Source organism: Phyllobacterium sp. A18/5-2 (assembly GCF_025452215.1).
Taxonomy (GTDB): Bacteria; Pseudomonadota; Alphaproteobacteria; order Rhizobiales; family Rhizobiaceae; genus Phyllobacterium; species Phyllobacterium sophorae.
The window spans coordinates 1,898,799-1,918,000 of sequence record NZ_CP104966.1; the positions used below are offsets into that span (position 1 = coordinate 1,898,799).

Here is a 19,202-nt window from a genome sequence, read left to right on the forward strand (position 1 = left end):
CAATTTAGGTAACTGTCTATTTGTATTGCACACAGGTAAACTCTCTCAATGTAATTAAATATATCTCGGGGGAGGGCATATGAAGTTCTCTTTTTATCTAATTCCAGTTCTTGCATTGGCCGCAGTATCTTGTGGAAAATTCAAACCTTGGGAACCGCCACCTAAACCCTGTAGTGATCCTCTAAAGTGTATCTCGATTAAAAGCGTCAATGACTCCAAGTGCCAATTTCCATTTAATTGGAACAACGGGAATCTGATCCAGGCCCGCAACAGCCATCCTAAGGACGTTGTCATTTTAACTTACCGCGAGCGCGTTAGACACATCAATCAATTACTTCCGGACGAATCTATTGTAAAAACGGTTCGTGTGTCGACAGGTACACCAGAACCGCTCGGTTGTGAGGTAACCGGTAGTGAGCAGGAAGCATTTGACATCTGGAGTTATTCAAAAATCGCGGCGTGTTTTGAATCTGGAAGCTGCGTCATCTCCAAGCCTACGCCGGGGCCAAAGCCCACTGAGACGCGCACTCAAACATGTGAAAGGGAATGTGCAACTAATGGGAAATTCTGCGTAACGGCCAAACTGGACACGACGAAGCCGGACGAAAAAGAAACTCTCCAACGGTATCTCCTCACTAGCTTCGCAGCTGGGGTCGGCGGTTCCTCCAATGTTAATCGACATTCACGAAATCACTGAGAGCATGACGGCTCTGACCAAATATGAATGTAAACATGGTCCAATGACAGTAAATGCCAATTCAGGGGTACTTTCATCGGGTAGCGATTGTTGGCTTGGGTTCGAGGTTGGTAGTAAAGGTGTGTCTAGCGTCGATTTGATCCTCCCCTCAACATTGATTGGAAACTTACGGCAGAATTCACCTGAGTTTGAAATCAAGTTTACCGACGTAGCGACGGCGCCTTTGATTTCGGTCTTCGATGAAAGTAGCCCGCCTGTGGAGTTTGGTGACCGGGTTGAAATTATGAAGGGCGGTAGCTCTCAGGTAAGTTTTGAATCAGTGGAGACCTATTGCTTGCGGCTGAAGATAGAGCCACCAGGTTGAATAGGAGCCTGAATTGTACTGAATTGGAGGAGGCCGTGGCGACTCGGTGGCGATTTCCAGAGAGAGACGCGGCCAATAAAATGACTAAGTATTTGAAAACATTGGCGCACCCGACAGGATTCTGAACCTGTGACCTCTGCCTTCGGAGGGCAGCACTCTATCCAGCTGAGCTACGGGTGCATAAATACGATGCGGTGGTTTGCATGCGCGCAGCGTTTCTAACCGATGCGAGCCAAGGCTTCAATGGCGAATTTCACTCTGCGGCAAGGAAGCTGTGGGTCAAGCTCTCAGCTTCGAAGGCGATGGCCGGCAGATCCACGCTTGAAGGGAACGACCTCGCCTCCGATCTGGCCCCGATCGCGTATGAGATGACGGAAGCTTTCCATGGGGGCTGGCTCCCCGAGATAGAATCCTTGTCCGGCGGTGCATAATTCGGCTGCCAGGAATTTGAGTTCGTCCGGCGTTTCGATGCCCTCGGCAAGAACGGGCAAGCCCAGGCCGCGCCCAAGTCCGAGGACAGCTTTCACGATGGCTGCCGCCTGTTCGTTCTTGTCGACCGACTTGATGAAGGATCGATCGATCTTGATCATGTCGAACGGAAACGCCCGGACATTAGACAGCGATGAATAGCCCGTACCGAAATCGTCCATGGCAATGCGCACGCCGAGCGATTTCAACTGACGCAATGTAACAAGCGCCCTGTTGGTATCCTTGATCAGGGAGGTCTCGGTGATTTCAAGTTCCAGCCGATGCGGCTGGAGGCCCGTCTGCAACAGGGCGTTGTGCACCCTCTGTGGAAAATCATGACTGTAAAGCTGCACCGCAGAAACATTTACCGCCACCGTCAGCGGTCTCTCCCAGCTCGCTGCCTCCTGGCAGGCCACGAAGAGCGCCCACTCACCCAATTGAAGGATAACGCCGCTCTCTTCGGCAATCGGAATGAATGTTGTTGGCGGAACATCGCCCAGCCGCGGATTTTGCCAACGCATCAGCGCTTCGAACCCCGTGATGATGCCCGTATCGATTTGCATTTGCGGCTGATAGACCATTCGAATTTCTGTGCGCGCAAGGGCGAGGCGAAGCTCTTGCTCGATCAGCCTGCGCTCCTTGGCTTCGAGGCCCATGTTTGCTTCGAAGAAACGGTAGGTATTCCGTCCTTCGGCCTTGGCGCGGTAAAGCGCCTGGTCCGCATGGTTGAGCAAAGTTTCGCGGTCATTGCCGTCGAGGGGAAAGATTGCGATGCCAATGCTGGTCGATATCATCAGGCCGGTTTGTGTGTTCTCGCTTTCCGCCTGTAGTGCATCGAGAATGCTGTCCGCGAGCCGGCTCGCCGCCGTTGGGGTGACGACACCAGGAACGATGATGGCAAACTCGTCACCGCCCAGCCGCGCAAGCATGTCGGTCTGCCCGAGGAGCTGGCTGATGGTCTTGGCAACGCGCTGCAGGATCTCGTCACCTGCCGCATGACCGAAAAGGTCGTTGGTTTCCTTGAAACGATCAAGGTCAAGGCAAAGCAGGGCGACGAAATTTTCGCAGTTGATATCTGTCGCTGCGATCTGCTGGTCAAGCCGCGCGTTGAAGCTTCGGCGGTTGGGCAGAGCGGTCAGGGCGTCATGATGGGCAAGATAACTGATATGCGCCTCAGCCTCCTTGCGGGAGCGCAGATCGCGCACGGCGATGGCCCGATGCCGCTTTTCACCGAAATCGATGGTCCGCGCAATCAGTTCGACCGGGACCGGTGCGTGCGACGTAACCAGGTTCGCCTCGATTGACTCGTGTTGATCGCCCATCAGCCGGGACAGAAGGTTCGGATCCGCCAGGAATGTTTCGATCGACTTTCCAACCAGCGAGCGATGGGCGATGCCTACAAGTGCAGCAAAACTGTCATTCGCAGTAACGATGGTTTCGCCGTCGCAGATCACAAGACCTTCGACTGCTGCATTGACGAGCTTGCGCATACGCTCGATTTCACGAGCGTGGCGACGGCCGCGCATGTCGATACCGATACCCAGAAGACTGGCGACGAGGATCACAATAGTGCCGACAGCAACCGCCACGGCCAGAAGCTGAGAAGGAATGGCCCCTGCCGAAACCGTTATCGATGCATCGGGTGTTATCGAGACCGCGCCCATGGCGATGAAGTGATGGCTGCATATCGCGAGGGCAAGCAGGACGGTTGCCGCAATTCTGTTTGCCATGCCGCCTTTCGACAGCGCAACGCTAGCCGCAGCGGCACCAAAGACAATACCGAGGGCAATCGCCACAACAACGAATGCCGGATTCCACGCAATGTGCCCCTCGATCTCGAAGGCTGCCATGCCGGTGAAATGCATAAACACGATCCCTGCACCGATAATCGCTCCCCCCGCGAGATCCGCATTGGGACGTTCGCTGGTCACGGCATGGAGGGCGCCCAGGCCGGTCATGGCTATCGCGATCAGGAGGGAGGCCGCGGTCAGCGTGGCATTGTAGCCATTGGGCAGATTGGGAGAAAAAGCGAGCATCGCAATGAAATGCGCTCGCCCATATGCCGCAGCCGAAGGCGACAGCCACAACGCCCACCCAGAATTGCTTATGGATGGCACGGCGCGCGTGACGAAGCAGATTGGCGGCTGCATAGGATGCAAAGATGCAGACTGTTGCTGCAAGAAGAACAAGTCGGAGATCATGCTCGTTGACGATACAATTGTATACAGTCAGCATTCGAGTCCCCCATAGCCCGCCTCTAACGTCAAGAATGCTATTTCTTTGCGTATTAAGGCGAGATTAAGGGAGTTTTTATTAGTGCAGCTGGATGGAAACGAAGTAAATAAAGAGAATATGACTCATTATTGAAGGTTTGTACGAAATCAATAGAGAAGGATACAAAAGTTCACGCGAGCCAATATTAATAAGCAGGTGCCGTTCCCGCTGGACTTGACGGGAACGGCATTGGAATATTCCGACGGTCACTCGATGTCGAAAGAAACACCCTGCGCGAGCGGAAGTGCCGAGGAGTAATTCACCGTATTGGTGGCGCGACGCATATAGGCCTTCCACGCGTCGGAGCCGGATTCGCGTCCGCCGCCGGTTTCCTTCTCGCCGCCAAAGGCGCCGCCGATTTCCGCACCGGACGTGCCGATATTGACATTGGCTATGCCGCAATCCGAACCGTCCGGGCTGAGGAAGCGCTCCGCCTCCTGCAGGTTAAGTGTGAAGATCGAAGACGAGAGACCCGCGCCGACGGCATTGTGATCGGCAATCGCCTTGTCGAAATCGCTGTACTTCATGACATAGAGGATAGGCGCGAAGGTTTCTTCCGTCACCGGACCGTCCTGCTTCGGCATTTCAACGAGGGCAGGGCGGACATAATAGGCGTTGTCGTGACCGGTATCGACGCGGGCGCCGCCGGTCACCTTGCCGCCGTGGTCACGGGCCGCAGCCAAGGCGTTCTGCATATTATCAAAGGCAGCCCTGTCGATGAGCGGACCGACCAGCGCCGGCGTCTCCAGAGGACTACCGACCGTGACGCTCTCATAGGCCTTCTTCAGGCGTGGAACCAGCGTGTCATAGACGCTCTCGTGCACGAAGAGACGGCGGAGCGTCGTGCAGCGCTGGCCAGCGGTACCCATGGCACCGAAGGCAATGGCACGCAGTGCCATATCAAGGTCGGCAGAAGGGCAGACGATGCCTGCATTGTTGCCGCCGAGCTCAAGGATCGAACGGGCGAAACGCTTGGCGAGACGCGGCCCGACCTCACGGCCCATGCGGGTCGAGCCGGTTGCCGAAACGAGCGCAACCTCAGGATGATCGACGAGAGCTTCACCCACTGTGCGATCACCCATCAGAACTTGAGCGAGACCGGCTGGAACTTCACCGAAACGGGCTGCGGCGCGGTCAAAGATGGCCTGGCAGGCAAGGGCGGTCAGCGGGGTCTTTTCCGATGGTTTCCAGACAACGGCATTGCCGCAGACGAGGGCCAGCGCCGTGTTCCACGACCAGACGGCAACGGGGAAATTGAAGGCGGAGATAACGCCAACGACACCGAGTGGATGCCAGGTCTCCATCATGCGATGGCCGGGGCGTTCGGTTGCAATGGTGAGGCCGTAGAGCTGGCGTGACAGGCCGACGGCGAAATCGCAGATATCGATCATCTCTTGCACTTCGCCAAGACCTTCGGAAGCAATCTTCCCGGCTTCGATCGAGACGAGGCGGCCGAGTTCGCTCTTTAGCCCCCGCAGTTCCTCGCCGAACAGACGCACCAGCTCGCCGCGCTTCGGCGCGGGAACCAGGCGCCACTCGCGGAACGCGCCGGCCGCTTTTTCGATGGCTCTTGCCGTATCATCAGCGGAATGCACGGCTATGTCGGCGATTTTCTCGCCGCTCACGGGGCTGAATGAAGGCATTGTTCCGCCCGTATGGGCTGCTTCGTTCACACCCAGCTTGGAAAGGAGTGCTTTAACTTCTTGAGCAATGGTCATCTTGCTTCCCTTTGTGCTTGCCTGTTTGGCCAAATGGCCCAAGGCCTGATCGTTGACCGGTTTTTATCAGCCGGTACGGATTTTTGATACAGCCGCGCTTCAGCTTGCGAGCGCGACGGGTTTGAAATGCTGCCGGCAGCGTTCGATCGAGGCTTTTTGCAGGCCTTCATAATGCGCGAATTCATCGAGCACCGGCGTGCCGAGATCGGCTTCGAATTCCCGCTGGCTGGGGCTGGCGGTGAACTTCTGACTGTCATTGTCGCCAAGATTGGATTGAAAAATACCAGCGGCGCTGACAGGAAGAAAGTCCTCATAGACGATCGGGTCAAAGCGGACAGCCCCGAGGGCTATAAGGGCCTCGATATCGTAAGCGCTCGCGGGCTGAGAGACCCGCCTGCGGGAAATGGTCAACTGCCGTGTAACGGAAATAGCCGAGACCTTGCCGGCGGATGCTGTCCCAGTCATCCGGAAAGGTTTTGAAGGCGTCAGTGAGCGCTGCGATGTAGGCATCGGCATTGGACCCGTCCGGGGCAAAGCGGACCACATTGCGCGATTCGGCCAGGAGCCGGTCATAGAGCGCCCGGCCCTTGGGTGTGAGGGCAACGCCGCGCTGCTCGATCTCGCCGAAGCGGGCCGTGTGCGAGCCGGTTTCCCACTCGCCTTGAGCATTGCGGAACGACACGCTTTCTTCCAGGGCCTTGAACGATGTCTGGCGCAGGAGGATAGGGCATGCGCGCGTGGGCGGACCCTCGATCACGGCCTTCGGTGAAATCCCGTAGGCAGGCATCTGATGCTGCACGGCATCGATGTCGAGCGTGCGCGGTGTCAGGTGGTTGATATGCGGTCCCTTGAAGGATACGACGTCGGCGATCAGCCGGTGTGCGTCGTGCAGCCGGCGATAGAGGTCGCCGCTGACGCTTGCCTGATCATGCCAGCGGAATGTCGCGAGAATTTCCTTCACGAAAAGTGCGGCGTCATCCAGTTCCAGCCCGCCCTGGGTCTCCGCCTTTTCGACCAGGGAAATTGCCCTGGGCGAAAATATCTGCCGCGCCTGGAGCGTCTTGCGCGCTTCTTCGCGCAATTGGGTGTCGGCAATCAGATCAAGCCGCAACAGCGAGGTGAAGACGCGGAATGGATTGATCTTCAGCGCTGCGTCACCCACAGGACGGAAAGCGGTGGAGTGTACCGGAACGCCGGCCTCACTCAGATCGTAATAACCGACCGGATACATACCCATGACCGCAAAGACCCGGCGCAGCATGGCGAGTTCGGCCGGAGTGCCGACTCGGATAGCGCCGTGGCGCTCTTCCGAAATGCGGTCCAAGGTATCGGTCTGCTCAAGCCGGTGCCGTAGTTCCGGCTGGGCGGCGAGGGTCTGGGCATTCACCTTGGCGACCAGCGACAGAAGCGTTCCGTAAGCGGGGACCTCGGTCCGGTACATGGACGACATGGCTGCCGAAAATGACGCCCGGATCACGTCTGTCGAGATAAACGTAGCTGCGTTCATTGAGTAATATTCCGATTTGTTATTGCGACAGAAAATTTTTATCCTGTCATGCTCAATCTGGATTATAGATGGGGAACCAGCCTGCGGATTGCGATGATTCATACTGGGTTGATGCGAGACAAGAATGAAGTTGAGCCGGCGTTTGATACCCGACATCGATATCCTGCAGACGTTCGAGTGTGCTGCACGCCATGGCAGTTTCACCCAGGCGGCGAAGGAGCTCAATCTGACCCAGAGCGCTGTAAGCCGTCAGATGAGCGAACTCGAAAGCCAGATTGGGGTGCTGCTGTTTGAGCGCGTTCGGCAACGAGTAGTATTGTCCGGCGCGGGACAGAAATTCCTTCCCGAAGTGCGCCGGTTGCTGGGTCTTACCGAGGAGACCATGCTGCGCGCCATGGCGGCATCGCAATCCGCATCCTCGCTGAGCATCGCCACCTTGCCAACCTTTGGCAGCCGCTGGCTGATGCCAAGGCTCCCTGATTTTCTGCGCCGCCACCCGGAAATGGCGCTGAGCGTGCCGCGTCGCGGTCGCGACCTTTCGATTTCGAGGAGGAGCCCTTCGATCTGGCCATTCATTACGGCCAGCCGGTCTGGGCGCACGCGACATGCACTTATCTCTGCAGCGAATTGATCGTGCCGGTCGGGAGCCCGGATCTTTGCGCGGCAAATCCGGTCGGGACACCCGGTGAACTGGCAAACTCTGCGCCTCTTCTCCATCTTTCAACGCGGCCCAAGGCATGGGCCACCTGGTTCGAGACAGTACAGGCGGATATCGTCAGTCCCTACAAGGGGCATCGCTTCGAACATTTTTCGATGGTGATCGAGGCAGCACTGGCCGGGCTCGGCTTTGCCTTGCTGCCGCGTTATCTGATCGAGCAGGAGCTCGCATCGGAGCGGTTGCTGGTGCTCTTTGACCAGCCGCTGCAGACCGAGAACAGCTATTATCTCGTTGTGCCAGACCATAAGAAGGAAAATCCCTTGGCACAGAGTTTCTTTAGCTGGATTGCCGATCAGGTCACTGACCGGCAGGCGGTCCCGCCAGTCATTCGCTAACGGCATCATGTCTTCGAGGAATTTCATTTCCGTTGGCAAAATCGCGCCCTATAACGACAATTGACTTGATGCGCCGGTTGCTGCCGGTCCGACCCACGACGGTGATCCCATGCTGAATGATGAACGTTCCCACGGCCTATGGGAAAAGACGGCGCCGCCCGCTCCGAAGACGGAGCGATTGCAGGGCGATATCTCCGTCGATGTTGCGGTCATTGGCGCTGGCTACACCGGATTGTCGGCGGCTCTGCATTTGGCTGAGGCTGGAACAAAGGTCGCAGTCGTCGATGCGGTCGAGATCGGATTTGGCGGTTCTGGCCGCAATGTCGGTCTTGTCAACGCCGGTATGTGGGTCATGCCCGATGATCTGCCGGGTGTCCTGGGACAGGTTCACGGGGAACGTCTTCTGGAACTGCTCGGCAATGCACCCCAGTCGGTGTTTAGCCTTGTCGACAGGCACAAGATCGATTGCGAACTTGAACGCAACGGCACCTTGCATTGCGCGGTTGGCATAGACGGAGTCAAACAGCTCGAACAAAGGGCCGAGCAATGGCTGGCGCGCGGGGCAGCAGTACGTCTCCTCGACGCGAAAGAAACGGCGGCCAAGGTCGGTTCCAATGCTTTTGCCGCGTCGCTGCTCGACAGCCGGGCAGGGACGATCCAGCCGCTGGGTTATGTCCGCGGGCTGGCAAAGGCGGCCCTTGGCGCCGGTGCTGCCATCCATACCGGAACGCCAGTGACCACGACGGAACTCTCAGGCACTCGCTGGATCGTTCGCACGCCGGCGGGTTCGGTATCAGCTGACTGGGTGGTGGTTGCCACCAATGCCTACACGACGTCGCCCTGGCCGGAACTGCGATCGGAACTCTTGCATCTGCCCTATTTCAATTTCGCCACGGCCCCGCTGCCTGAAGACGTCAGAAACACGATCCTGCCGGAACGTCAGGGTGGCTGGGATACGAAAGAAATCCTGAGTTCCTTCCGCATGGACAAGGCGGGGCGGCTGGTTTTCGGCAGCGTAGGCGCTTTGCGCGGTACCGGCATGGCCGTTCACAAGGCCTGGGCGGCACGATCCATTCGCAAGCTGTTCCCGCAGATCAAGGATGTGTCATTCGAAGCAGGCTGGTATGGCCAGATCGGCATGACCAGCGACAGCCTTCCACGCTTCCACACACTGGCACAGAAGATCATCAGCTTCAGTGGGTACAATGGCCGCGGTATCGCACCGGGTACGGTGTTCGGCCGTATCCTTGCGGAGCAAATCGTTGGCAAGATCACCGACGCCGATTTGCCGCTTCCGGTGACCCAACCAAAGGAACAAGGCTTGCGGGCTCTCCGCGAAGGCTATTACGAAGTTGGCGCGCAACTGGCGCATCTGGTCGGGAACAGGTTTTGAGATGTAGCGTTAACCCGACATTCGCAATCGCTTGCCATTCTATCGGTCCCGGCATATCTCTAGGAAATGGACAGCAGGAAGCCAATGCGGCACACCAGGCCAAGCGTCTCCGCCAGCATTCTCGCCGCGGTCAGGAACCGCAACAAGCGCCCGACAGGCGTGACCCGAGTTGTGCGCGATGATTTGCTGATCGCATCCTATAATGTGCACAAATGCGTGGGCATCGATAAGAAGTTCGACCCCGACCGCATCGCCCACGTCATTGGCGAGATCGGCGCGGATGTCATTGCCATCCAGGAAGCTGACAAACGTTTTGGCGAAAGATCGGGACTTCTGGATTTGGCCCGGCTGCATCGCGAGAACAGCCTGGTTCCGGTTCCTGTGACGTCGCTTTATCCCAAGGGCCATGGCTGGCACGGCAATCTCCTGCTGTTTCGCGAAGGCGTTGTTCGCCGCGTTCAGCAGCTCGGGCTGCCGGGTCTTGAGCCGCGCGGCGCCTTGGTGGTTGACATCGACCTTGAGGCCGGACCCCTTCGCATCATCGCGGCCCATCTCGGATTGCTCAGGCATTCCCGGCAGCAGCAGTCTGAAGCTATCGTGCGAGCTGTTCACGCCGAGCCCTCGCGTCCAACGCTATTACTTGGTGATTTGAACGAATGGCGCGTGGGCAAGGGCTCCTCGCTTCACTTCCTGCACCCGATTTTCGATCCGGCGAAGAATGCAGTACCAAGCTTCCCGTCGCGGTTTCCTGTGCTGGCGCTCGATCGTGTTCTCGGCCATCCGCACAGTCTCGTCACAGCCATTGAGGTGCACGACACGCCATTGGCTCGTGTTGCTTCCGATCATTTGCCAATCAAGGCTCATGTTAACCTGAAGTCGGCCTTGGCCGCGACGGAAGTCAGAGATAGGGCGATCCTAGCCAGATAATACGGTCGAGCAGACGTACCCAGAAGGAACGTGCGCGCAGACTTTGCAAGAGAACTGGCTTGGCCGAAGCCATCGCCATCTCGATGAGGCCCTCCACTTCGGAAGCGAACTGCGCGTCCATGACCTCAAGATCCACTTCGAAGTTCAATCGCAAGGAACGCGGATCAAGATTGGACGAACCCACATAGGCCCACAGGCCGTCAATCGCCAGCAACTTGGAGTGGTTGAAATTGCCGCTGGCACGCCAGATACGGCAATGACCCTTTAGTATCTGATCAAACTGCGCGGTCATGGCGCGGTCGACCAGCTTGAGATTGTTGATCGCTGGGACGACGATGTCGACTTCCACTCCGCGACGCGCTGCAGTGACGAGCGCGCTGATCAATTCCCTGTCCGGCAGAAAATAGGGCGACATGATGCGTATACGCGTCTGGGCGATAGAAAATGCACCCATCAGCATGCGGTGATTGGCTTCAACGCTTCTGTCAGGACCGGAAGGTACGGCGCGGATGAAAACCGGTTCGCCAGCATGCTTCTCCGGCGTGGCGATGAGCCAGGGTTCACCCGACAGGACTTCCTTGGTGGTAAACCGCCAATCTTCCGAGGCGATATGGAAGAGATCCGTGACAATTGGGCCCGTGAGGCGGAAATGTGTATCACGCGCATTGTCTTCCCCGACAATCTCTGCGGAAAAACCCGCGCGAATATTCATGCCGCCAGTAAAGGCGACCTTGCCGTCGACGATCATGATCTTTCTGTGGGTGCGAAGATTCGCGTAGGGTAGACGCAGTCCTATAATGATGTTGCCATTGAAGACGTCGACCTTGACACCATGCTTGGCAAGGTAGCCTACGATACTTGGGATGGAGTAGCGGGCACCAACAGAATCGATCAGTACACGGACCTTTACACCGCGCTTGACGGCCGCGATCAGTGCATTGGCCAGTCGCAGCCCAATCTTGTCACGGTCGAAAATATAGGTCTCGACGAGGATGCTGCGCTTGGCTCCCCCGATCGCGTCGAGCATGGCTTGATAGGCTTCATCGCCACTTTGCAGCATGGCAATGTCATTGCCCGTTGTCAGCCTGCATCGGCTGACCCGGTCACCCAAGGTCTTCATTGCGACAAATCGCTTCTCGAAATGCGCAAGGATATTTTCCGCGCTCGCATCGAAGCGCATGAAATGGTCCTGACCGATCTCATGCAGGAAGGCGCGTTGCGATGAGATCGAGGAGCGCCTGATGCGATTGATACCGGCGACCGCATAAATAACTGCGCCAATGACCGGTGAGAGGATGATCACGCCGACCCAGCCAATGGCAGCGCGAACCTCTTCCTTGGTCATCGTTGCGTGGATAGCCGCTGGTACGCCAAGGACGATAGACAACACAAAGAGGATTTGCGGCCAATAGGTAGGGAGGTAATCAGCCATTGCTGGAGGATTTCATGTCAAGACATCGAATCCCGGCGCGAGCGCCATTCGGCCAGCGAGACCGGCTGGTCGGGTATGCGGATCTCAAAACTCGTTCCTGCGACTTCACCCTCACGCAATTCAATCGTTCCCCCATGAGCCCGCACCAGTTCATGTACAATAGCAAGTCCAAGGCCAGTACCGCCAGAGCGGGCCGAGCCTTTAAAAGCCGTGAACAGATTTTCGCGCGCCTTGAGCGGCAGTCCAGGCCCTGTGTCTTCGACACCGATAATCGATGTTGTGCCGATCTGTCCGGCAGTAATTGTCAACCGCTTGACCACAGACGCGTCACCGCGGGTGTCGCCGCCCATCGCCTGGACCGAGTTGCGGCAAAGATTGGAGATAATGCGGAAGAATTGATCGGGATCGACGTCAATTTCGAACGACTCCGGCACCAGGTTTCTGAACTCTATCCCGGACTTCGCGTCAAGATTGAGCATTTCCTCGACGTCGCTAACGACCGTGCGCAACTTCACCCGCCTGCGCTGCGGTGGCGCTTCCTGCGTGCCGCCATAGGCAAGAACCGTCTGCGAATAGTTGATTGCGCGGTCGATGGTGCGCACCAATTTTGGCACGAAACGCTGGATCGCCGGATCGCTGGTGTTGGCAAGATGGTCGGACATGAGTTGGGCGGATGCCAGTATATTGCGCATGTCGTGATTGATCTTGGAAACGGCGAGGCCGAGATCGGCGAGGTGCTTCTGTTCCGAAAGCGTGCGTTGCAATTGGCGCTGCATGTCGGCCAGCTCGCGCTGGGCGATGCCCAGTTCGTCCTCGCGTTGCTCTGGCTTGATGATCTTTTGCGGGTCATCGGGCGCTTGCGCAAAGGCCAGCATATTGGCACTCATCCGCTGGATAGGGCGGATCAGCAGGCGGCTGATGGTAAGAAAGACAAGGCTTGCGGTAATTAGCGAGATGAAAAGTGAGATCAACGCAACGTTACGGGCATAGCGCAGCATCGCGTTGCGCAAGGGCGCGTCGGAAGTCAACAGTTCAATTATTTTTCCGGTGTCCCCGACCGGACCATAGACCCGGATGACGCGATGCCCGCCATTGACAAGCGTATCGAAGGCATCACGGATCATCGTGACGGGATCAGTCACTGTAATATCGATGTGTTTGTCGACTTTTGAGGGCATTTCGGAAACCGCCAGAAGACGCGATGCACCCTTTTCGCGCAGTACGATTGCTTTCGTGCCCGTTGCCAGCAGTACGTCATCCTGCACCGACTGTGGAATGTCTTTGTCATCACTCGCTGCAAGAACAACGCTGGCCGCCGCGACCGTATTGAGGCGGTCGGACAGCCAGCGAATTCGCATGTCGGCCATGGTAGGTACAAAAATCATCACTTCGGCCAGCAGACCGAAGAGGAGCGTGAGACGCAGCAGCTTACCCGACAGTCGCTTCAAGACGGGCAAACGCTGGCCGGCATGAAGCTCCATGTCCATTTTTTCTGGCTTTTGCTGGCTTGCGGTCATTTGTGCTCCGTCGCCGTTTGATGTAGGTCAAACGCCTTGCCGGCACAATAGAGCCTTTCTTACCTGGATAAAAGCGTTCTGCCGGAGCGAATTCGCAACAAGGTCAAGGGGTTTGGCCCGAAATTATCCCGGCCCGCTGGTGGTTACGACCAGGGGGTTTGACGGTTTGTTAATTGTCTCGGCTGCCAACGGCGGCGTCCGATGCAAAACATTGGCCTACCCAGCTTCCGGATCGACTGTCTCGCCATCCGGGAACAGGACCGGCTCTGGCCAGACAAGAAAGGCCAGATCCAGTTGCTCGATTTTGCCTGTTTTTGAATCACGTCAATCAATTGACTTATCAGCATCTGCCCTCTATAAGCCGCGCACGTCCGGGTTGACCGCCCCGGCGGCGTATTCTTATGCGCCAATGGCGGTCCTGATATGCTCCTGTCAAAGAACAGACCACAAGAAGGGCCGCACACCGCGGTATTTAACAAATGAAGCGTACTTATCAGCCATCCAAACTTGTCCGCGCACGTCGTCACGGGTTCCGCGCCCGCATGGCAACGGCAGGCGGCCGCAAGGTAATCGCAGCGCGTCGCGCTCGTGGTCGCAAGCGGTTGTCGGCATAAGGCGATCCGCGCGGATTCGTGCGGTTGGCCAAAGTTGGCACTACAGAATGAATGAGCAAAAACCACTCCGCCTTCGCAAGAGAGCGGAGTTTTTGGCTGTTCGGAACGGAGAGAAGCGCCGCGGCGTTTATTTTCTGCTGGAGGTCAAGGAGCGCGAGGATCGGGGTGGTCCGCCGCGCGTTGGTTTTACGGTCACCAAGAAGAACGGCAATGCCGTTATCCGCAATCGCATCAGGCGCCGCCTTCGAGAGGCCGTGCGCGTCAATGTTGCAGATGACATGCAACCCGGAACCGACTATGTGATCGTTGCTCGCCGTGACGCGCTTGATGCGCCGTTTACGGATCTGACCCGGGAACTCTCGAAACGGGTTTCCAAGAAAACACAGACTCGGCGTTCCACGAAGCCTTAACCGGCGCGGCAGGACCCGACCCCAAGGACTGACAATGGAAACGAACCGTAATTTCTTTATCACCATTGCCTTGTCCATTGTGATCCTGACGCTTTGGCAGGTGTTCTACATGAACCCCAAGATCGAAGCGCAGCGCGAACAGGCCCAGATCGAGGCCACGCGGCAAGGACAGACGCGCGTTGACGGGCAGGCAAGCACGCCTGCGGGAACGACTGCTGAGGGAACGACGAACCTGCCAGCATCGACGCCTGCAACTCCCGGCGCGAATATCCCCGGCCAGTCACAGGATGCTGTCCAGGCAGGCAGCCTGACCCGTGCCGCTGCCCTTGGTCAGTCCAGCCGTGTCAAGATCGACACACCGAGCCTTCGCGGCTCCATCAGCCTGACGGGCGCGCGTCTCGATGATTTGCAGCTGAAGGAATATCACGAGACCGTCGACGACAGTTCGCCGAATATCGAACTCTTGAGCCCAGCACCGCTGGCTGATGGCTATTTCGCCGAGATCGGCTTCACCGGCAATGATCTGACAGGCACCGTTCCCGGTCCGGCGACGGTCTGGACCGTCGAGGGCAACAATACATTGACGCCGTCTACGCCTGTTACGCTGGCTTTCACCAATGAGAAGGGCCTTACCTTCAAGCGTACCTTCAGCGTCGACGACCACTACATGTTCACTGTCAAGGACGTGGTGGCCAATGGAGCCGCTGCACCGGTCTCGCTTGCCTCGTATGGCCGCGTCACACGTTTCTCGAAGCCCCTGCATGCGAGCACCTATGTTCTGCACGAAGGTCCGATCGGTGTGATTGGCGATGACGGCCTGCAGGAATACACCTTCGCGAAGATCGAGAAAGAGAAGGAAGTCTCGCTGCCAAAGGCGACGACCGGTGGCTGGATTGGCATCACCGACAAATACTGGGCGGCGACGCTCATCCCCTCGGCAGCCAAGCCATTCCAGGCGCGCATGTCCTATTTTGAAGACGGACGCCCGCGGTTTCAGAGCGACTATCTATCCGATCCGACGACGATCGAGCCAGGCCAGTCGGCAACCATTGAGAATCTCATCTTTGCCGGTGCCAAGGAAGTCGGCAAGATCAATGCCTATGAAAAGGAACGCAACATCCGCCAGTTCGAACTGCTGATCGACTGGGGCTGGTTCTATTTCATCACCAAGCCAATGTTCTACCTGATCGACTGGCTCTACAAGGCTATCGGCAACTTCGGTGTCGCCATCCTCGTAGTAACGGTTCTGCTGAAGGCGGTGTTCTTCCCGCTTGCCAACAAGTCCTATGCATCCATGGCGCGCATGAAGCTCGTGCAGCCAAAAATGACCGAAATCCGCGAGAAATATGCGGACGACAAGGTCAAGCAGCAGCAGGCGATGATGGAACTGTACAAGACGGAGAAGATCAATCCGATCGCCGGTTGCTGGCCGATCCTGATCCAGATCCCGGTTTTCTTCGCGCTCTACAAAGTGCTCTACGTCACCATCGAAATGCGCCATGCGCCGTTCTTTGGCTGGATCCAGGACCTGGCAGCGCCGGATCCGACATCGCTGTTCAACCTCTTCGGGCTGTTGCCATGGGCTGTTCCGGCCTACCTGATGATCGGTGTCTGGCCGCTGATCATGGGCGTGACGATGTTCCTGCAGATGCGCATGAACCCCACTCCGCCCGATCCGACACAGCAGATGATCTTCAACTGGATGCCGCTGATTTTCACGTTCATGCTGTCGAGCTTCCCGGCCGGCCTGGTCATCTATTGGGCTTGGAACAACACATTGTCGATCATCCAGCAGGGCATCATCATGAAGCGCCAGGGTGTGAAGGTCGAGTTGTGGGACAACCTTGCAGGGATGTTCAAGAAAAAGCCCAAGCCGGCTGAATAAACGGGTTTCCCGGTTGCCTATGGAGTATAAAGCCCCCGGCCTGACCGGGGGCTTTTGTTTTGCTGCAGTTGACAAGGTGCCTATAAACATTGATTGCAGGTCGTATGCGACATGCCGAGATACGGACGGAAGAAAAATTGAGCGAAGCGCAGGAAACGACAAACAGGCTGATCGAGACGGGCAGATTGCTCTTCGCGCAGGGCTGGGTATTCATCCGCGGCGTTCCCGCCATGAAATTTCTGCCGCCAGAAGGCCCGCTTGAGATAGCTTTCGCCGGCCGGTCCAATGTGGGCAAATCCTCGCTGATCAATGCGATCATCGGCCAGAAAGGCCTGGCGCGCACATCGAACACGCCCGGGCGAACTCAGGAACTCAACTATTTCGTTCCAGAAGGGCATTCGGGCGAAAATGGCGATCTTCCGCCACTCGCCATCGTCGATATGCCCGGCTATGGCTTTGCCGAAGCGCCGAAAGAACAGGTCGACGCTTGGACCCGACTCGTCTTCGATTATCTGCGGGGCAGGACGACGCTCAAGCGCGTCTATGTTCTTATCGATGCCCGGCACGGCGTGAAGAAGAACGATGCCGAGGTGCTGGATCTTCTCGATCGTGCCGCCGTCTCCTACCAGATCGTTCTAACCAAGATCGACAAGATCAAGGCTGCAGGTGTACCGCGCCTCATGGAGGAAACAGCCCAGGTCATCAAGAAGCGTGCCGCGGCCTATCCGGTGATTTTGGCGACATCATCTGAGAAAGGCGCAGGGCTGGACGAGTTGCGCGCTGCCATCGCCTTGCTGCTCGAAGAATAGCTGCTGGCATAAAAAGGCCCCGCATCAATCCAGGACAATGCGGGGCATTTGTGCAGGTGCCCGTCTGCACAATCAGGTAAGTTTTCCAAATTACATTTTCGGCAAGAGAACCTTGTCAATCACGTGGATGACACCGTTCGACTGCTTGACGTCAGCAATTGTCACATTGGCGACGGTTCCGTTTTCATCGGTGAGAGTGAGCCTCTTGCCCTTGTACTTGGCGGTCCATACGCAGCCGCCAACAGTCTTGACCGGATGGGCGCCTTCGTCATCATCGACCATTTTCATGATGGTCTTGGCGGAGGCATCAGCCGCGACCACATGACAGGTCAGGATCTTGGCCAATTTGTCCTTGTTTTCCGGCTTGAGCAGCGTTTCCACCGTTCCCTTGGGAAGTTGCGCGAATGCAGCGTTGGTCGGCGCGAACACGGTGAAAGGACCTTTGCCCTGAAGGGTTTCGACGAGACCGGCTGCCTTGACCGCGGCAACCAGCGTCGTGTGATCCTTTGAGTTCACCGCATTCTCGATGATGTTCTTGTTCGCGTACATCGGGGCACCGCCCACGGTCGGGTTCTTGGCGAAGGCAGCGCCGGCAATCAGGACCGTTGAAAGTGCGATCAGGCGAAGTGATTTGGTTAACATCTCTATCTCCACTGTTTGTTTCCCCTCGGATGAGGTCAGCGAAGATACGGAAGGCTGCAGATATAAGTTTCAGCCGGGTGTGTTTATTATTGTGAGGGAAGGTTGTTTAGATGCCGCGAACCGTGCCAGCTGCAACGATTGCACCCGTGGGAGCTCCGCCGGGCGCGCCACCGGCAGGTTCAACGGTGATCGCCAACGTCGTACCATCGCGCAACTTTGCAGAAACGGGCTGAGGCAGATCGAATTCCGTCACTTGCGGCGATTTTATCAGGCCGAGTGAAACCGGAGCCTCGTTTCCGGCGATCAACCATAGTTCGAGTGACTTGTCCTGCGGGATGTCACCGGAAACCAATGTCATTTTCAGTTTTTTCGTCTGTTCGTCGAAGATCGCCAGGGTACGGACGGGGCTTCCCGCGGACTCCAGGGACGCCACCAGCTGAGGGCTGGTTGCGCGAGGCTCGATCAGATCGCGGCCAAAACCAATGACAGCAAGGGCGAGGGCGGCGAAAGCGAGTCCGCGCCAGAAAATGACGCTGGTCCACAACGGCATGCTGGCCAGGGTCGGTTCCGTTCCGAACAGGCGATGGTCAATCTGGCTTTTCAGGTGGTGCGGAGCGGCAACCGGTGCAAACTGATCGTTCAACGGGTCGAAATGCTGCTGCCAACGCACCACGAGCTGCGCAAAAGGCTTGTCCGTTTCGATACGGCGCGCAACCTCGCGCCGCTCCTCGGCAGGGAGCACGCCCAGCACATACTCGGCGGCAATGAGATCATCGCCTTCCGGGATTGTGTCTTCGGGTGGGGTCGGGCTCATTTCTCCAGGCATTCCTTCAGTTTCAACAGGCTGCGGCGCAGCCAGGTTCTCATCGTATTCAAAGGCACATTGTAGCGTCTTGCCAATGCCTCGTAACTGTCGCCGTTCAGATAGGCGCCACGGACCGCGTCGGCTCGCATAGTATCGAGCTGGCCAAGGCAATCGTAGATGCGTCGCGCTTCGCCGGTGGCCATCGCGGATTGTTCGGGATTGGGTGACGGCTCGGCCACGTCCACTGCCTGATCCAGCTCTGCTGCGGCAGGCTTACGCGCGCGCAGCACATCGATGCAGTGATTGCGGGCTATCGCGACCAGCCATGAAATCGGGCTCGTGCCGGCGACTGCAAATCGATCTGCTTTGTTCCATATCTTGACGTAAATATCCTGCAGCGCGTCTTCTGCTTCCGTCCGGTTACCCAAGATACGCAGACAGACGCCAAAAAGTTTCGCGCTCGTTGCCGTGTAAAGCGCATCGAAAGCCGCCCGGTCTCGAAGTGAGACCCGCGAGATCAGCTCCGATATGCCTTCAGGCGTCATGGGAATGGCGTTTCCAGCGTCTTGTTCGCGTAATTTAAATCTGGCGACGGGTTGCACTGTCAATGGCACGTCTACAAAAACGTTGGCGAGCAGCCTAAATCATGTTTGCTCGAACCCGTCTTTAGCGTTAAGAACCCCCGTC

The 19,202-nt window shown here is 57.2% G+C and carries 15 protein-coding genes, 1 tRNA gene and 2 pseudogenes; 9 read left to right on the forward strand and 9 right to left on the reverse strand.

Going from position 1 to position 19,202, the window contains the following annotated elements; genetic code table 11:
* Nucleotides 1–79 precede the first annotated feature (79 nt).
* Both N8E89_RS09435 and N8E89_RS09440 read left to right on the forward strand, forming a co-directional pair.
* Nucleotides 80–697 (forward strand): hypothetical protein, encoded by a 618-nt coding sequence (locus tag N8E89_RS09435; protein WP_262259746.1) that lies wholly within the window; start codon nucleotides 80–82, stop codon nucleotides 695–697.
* Nucleotides 669–1,061, forward strand: coding sequence for a hypothetical protein (locus N8E89_RS09440; RefSeq protein ID WP_262259747.1), 393 nt, complete (start codon nucleotides 669–671; stop codon nucleotides 1,059–1,061). Before N8E89_RS09435 ends, N8E89_RS09440 begins: the two co-directional genes overlap by 29 nt.
* Before the next feature lie 102 nt (nucleotides 1,062–1,163).
* Here N8E89_RS09440 and N8E89_RS09445 read toward each other — a convergent pair.
* From N8E89_RS09445 to N8E89_RS09460, 4 genes and pseudogenes are all read right to left on the reverse strand, one after another.
* Nucleotides 1,164–1,241: transfer RNA gene (locus N8E89_RS09445), tRNA-Arg, on the reverse strand.
* A 107-nt stretch (nucleotides 1,242–1,348) separates the two neighbouring features.
* Nucleotides 1,349–3,565 (reverse strand): bifunctional diguanylate cyclase/phosphodiesterase, encoded by a 2,217-nt coding sequence (locus N8E89_RS09450; protein ID WP_315975641.1) that lies wholly within the window; start codon nucleotides 3,563–3,565, stop codon nucleotides 1,349–1,351.
* Between the two features lie 444 nt (nucleotides 3,566–4,009).
* Nucleotides 4,010–5,521, reverse strand: coding sequence for an L-piperidine-6-carboxylate dehydrogenase (locus N8E89_RS09455; protein ID WP_113174181.1), 1,512 nt, complete (start codon nucleotides 5,519–5,521; stop codon nucleotides 4,010–4,012).
* A 99-nt stretch (nucleotides 5,522–5,620) separates the two neighbouring features.
* Nucleotides 5,621–7,028: pseudogene (locus N8E89_RS09460) on the reverse strand (VOC family protein).
* A 124-nt stretch (nucleotides 7,029–7,152) separates the two neighbouring features.
* Here N8E89_RS09460 and N8E89_RS09465 point away from each other — a divergent pair.
* From N8E89_RS09465 to N8E89_RS09475, 3 genes and pseudogenes are all read left to right on the forward strand, one after another.
* Nucleotides 7,153–8,081, forward strand: a pseudogene (locus N8E89_RS09465) (LysR family transcriptional regulator).
* 109 nt (nucleotides 8,082–8,190) lie between these two features.
* Nucleotides 8,191–9,474 (forward strand): NAD(P)/FAD-dependent oxidoreductase, encoded by a 1,284-nt coding sequence (locus N8E89_RS09470; RefSeq protein WP_262259750.1) that lies wholly within the window; start codon nucleotides 8,191–8,193, stop codon nucleotides 9,472–9,474.
* An 84-nt stretch (nucleotides 9,475–9,558) separates the two neighbouring features.
* Nucleotides 9,559–10,401, forward strand: coding sequence for an endonuclease/exonuclease/phosphatase family protein (locus tag N8E89_RS09475; RefSeq protein WP_106667447.1), 843 nt, complete (start codon nucleotides 9,559–9,561; stop codon nucleotides 10,399–10,401).
* Here N8E89_RS09475 and N8E89_RS09480 read toward each other — a convergent pair.
* A complete protein-coding gene (locus tag N8E89_RS09480; protein WP_262259751.1) occupies nucleotides 10,373–11,833 on the reverse strand; it encodes a phospholipase D-like domain-containing protein in 1,461 nt (486 codons plus the stop codon). The two genes, N8E89_RS09475 and N8E89_RS09480, sit on opposite strands and share 29 nt — an antisense overlap.
* Before the next feature lie 17 nt (nucleotides 11,834–11,850).
* A complete protein-coding gene (locus N8E89_RS09485) occupies nucleotides 11,851–13,350 on the reverse strand; it encodes a sensor histidine kinase (protein WP_106667449.1) in 1,500 nt (499 codons plus the stop codon).
* A gap of 479 nt (nucleotides 13,351–13,829) precedes the next feature.
* Between N8E89_RS09485 and rpmH the strand changes: the two genes are divergently transcribed.
* The 4 genes from rpmH to yihA all read left to right on the forward strand — a co-directional run bounded on the left by rpmH (nucleotide 13,830) and on the right by yihA (nucleotide 17,068).
* A complete protein-coding gene (gene rpmH / locus N8E89_RS09490) occupies nucleotides 13,830–13,964 on the forward strand; it encodes a 50S ribosomal protein L34 (protein ID WP_040853797.1) in 135 nt (44 codons plus the stop codon).
* A gap of 47 nt (nucleotides 13,965–14,011) precedes the next feature.
* Nucleotides 14,012–14,374: a ribonuclease P protein component gene (gene rnpA, locus N8E89_RS09495; RefSeq protein WP_106667450.1), complete on the forward strand. Its 363-nt coding sequence runs from the start codon at nucleotides 14,012–14,014 to the stop codon at nucleotides 14,372–14,374.
* Nucleotides 14,375–14,408: 34 nt separating this feature from the next.
* Entirely contained in the window at nucleotides 14,409–16,259 is a 1,851-nt protein-coding gene (gene yidC / locus N8E89_RS09500; RefSeq protein ID WP_113174099.1) for a membrane protein insertase YidC, read from the forward strand.
* 137 nt (nucleotides 16,260–16,396) lie between these two features.
* Nucleotides 16,397–17,068, forward strand: a complete 672-nt coding sequence (gene yihA / locus N8E89_RS09505) for a ribosome biogenesis GTP-binding protein YihA/YsxC (RefSeq protein ID WP_106667503.1) — start codon at nucleotides 16,397–16,399, stop codon at nucleotides 17,066–17,068.
* Nucleotides 17,069–17,158: 90 nt separating this feature from the next.
* Here the strand turns inward: yihA and N8E89_RS09510 are convergent, their stop codons facing one another.
* The 3 genes from N8E89_RS09510 to N8E89_RS09520 form a co-directional block, all read right to left on the reverse strand.
* The gene (locus tag N8E89_RS09510) at nucleotides 17,159–17,710 is read right to left on the reverse strand and encodes a fasciclin domain-containing protein (protein WP_262259755.1); all 552 of its coding nucleotides are present in this window, start codon (nucleotides 17,708–17,710) and stop codon (nucleotides 17,159–17,161) included.
* Between the two features lie 106 nt (nucleotides 17,711–17,816).
* Nucleotides 17,817–18,524 carry an anti-sigma factor gene (locus tag N8E89_RS09515; RefSeq protein ID WP_162739870.1) on the reverse strand — a complete coding sequence of 236 codons (708 nt, stop codon included), beginning with the start codon at nucleotides 18,522–18,524 and terminating at the stop codon, nucleotides 17,817–17,819.
* The gene (locus N8E89_RS09520) at nucleotides 18,521–19,060 is read right to left on the reverse strand and encodes a sigma-70 family RNA polymerase sigma factor (protein WP_113174103.1); all 540 of its coding nucleotides are present in this window, start codon (nucleotides 19,058–19,060) and stop codon (nucleotides 18,521–18,523) included. Before N8E89_RS09520 ends, N8E89_RS09515 begins: the two co-directional genes overlap by 4 nt.
* Between the last annotated feature and the right edge of the window lie 142 nt (nucleotides 19,061–19,202).

Bases quoted from the DNA above. Each gene is read 5' to 3' on its own strand.
- N8E89_RS09515 (WP_162739870.1), bottom strand. From the start codon at position 18,524: ATGAGCCCGACCCCACCCGAAGACACAATCCCGGAAGGCGATGATCTC.
- N8E89_RS09485 (WP_106667449.1), bottom strand. From the start codon at position 13,350: ATGACCGCAAGCCAGCAAAAGCCAGAAAAAATGGACATGGAGCTTCAT.
- N8E89_RS09455 (WP_113174181.1), bottom strand. From the start codon at position 5,521: ATGACCATTGCTCAAGAAGTTAAAGCACTCCTTTCCAAGCTGGGTGTG.
- rnpA (WP_106667450.1), top strand. From the start codon at position 14,012: ATGAATGAGCAAAAACCACTCCGCCTTCGCAAGAGAGCGGAGTTTTTG.
- N8E89_RS09510 (WP_262259755.1), bottom strand. From the start codon at position 17,710: ATGTTAACCAAATCACTTCGCCTGATCGCACTTTCAACGGTCCTGATT.
- yidC (WP_113174099.1), top strand. From the start codon at position 14,409: ATGGAAACGAACCGTAATTTCTTTATCACCATTGCCTTGTCCATTGTG.
- N8E89_RS09470 (WP_262259750.1), top strand. From the start codon at position 8,191: ATGCTGAATGATGAACGTTCCCACGGCCTATGGGAAAAGACGGCGCCG.
- N8E89_RS09480 (WP_262259751.1), bottom strand. From the start codon at position 11,833: ATGGCTGATTACCTCCCTACCTATTGGCCGCAAATCCTCTTTGTGTTG.
- N8E89_RS09475 (WP_106667447.1), top strand. From the start codon at position 9,559: ATGCGGCACACCAGGCCAAGCGTCTCCGCCAGCATTCTCGCCGCGGTC.
- rpmH (WP_040853797.1), top strand. From the start codon at position 13,830: ATGAAGCGTACTTATCAGCCATCCAAACTTGTCCGCGCACGTCGTCAC.
- N8E89_RS09450 (WP_315975641.1), bottom strand. From the start codon at position 3,565: ATGCTCGCTTTTTCTCCCAATCTGCCCAATGGCTACAATGCCACGCTG.
- N8E89_RS09520 (WP_113174103.1), bottom strand. From the start codon at position 19,060: ATGACGCCTGAAGGCATATCGGAGCTGATCTCGCGGGTCTCACTTCGA.
- N8E89_RS09440 (WP_262259747.1), top strand. From the start codon at position 669: ATGTTAATCGACATTCACGAAATCACTGAGAGCATGACGGCTCTGACC.
- N8E89_RS09435 (WP_262259746.1), top strand. From the start codon at position 80: ATGAAGTTCTCTTTTTATCTAATTCCAGTTCTTGCATTGGCCGCAGTA.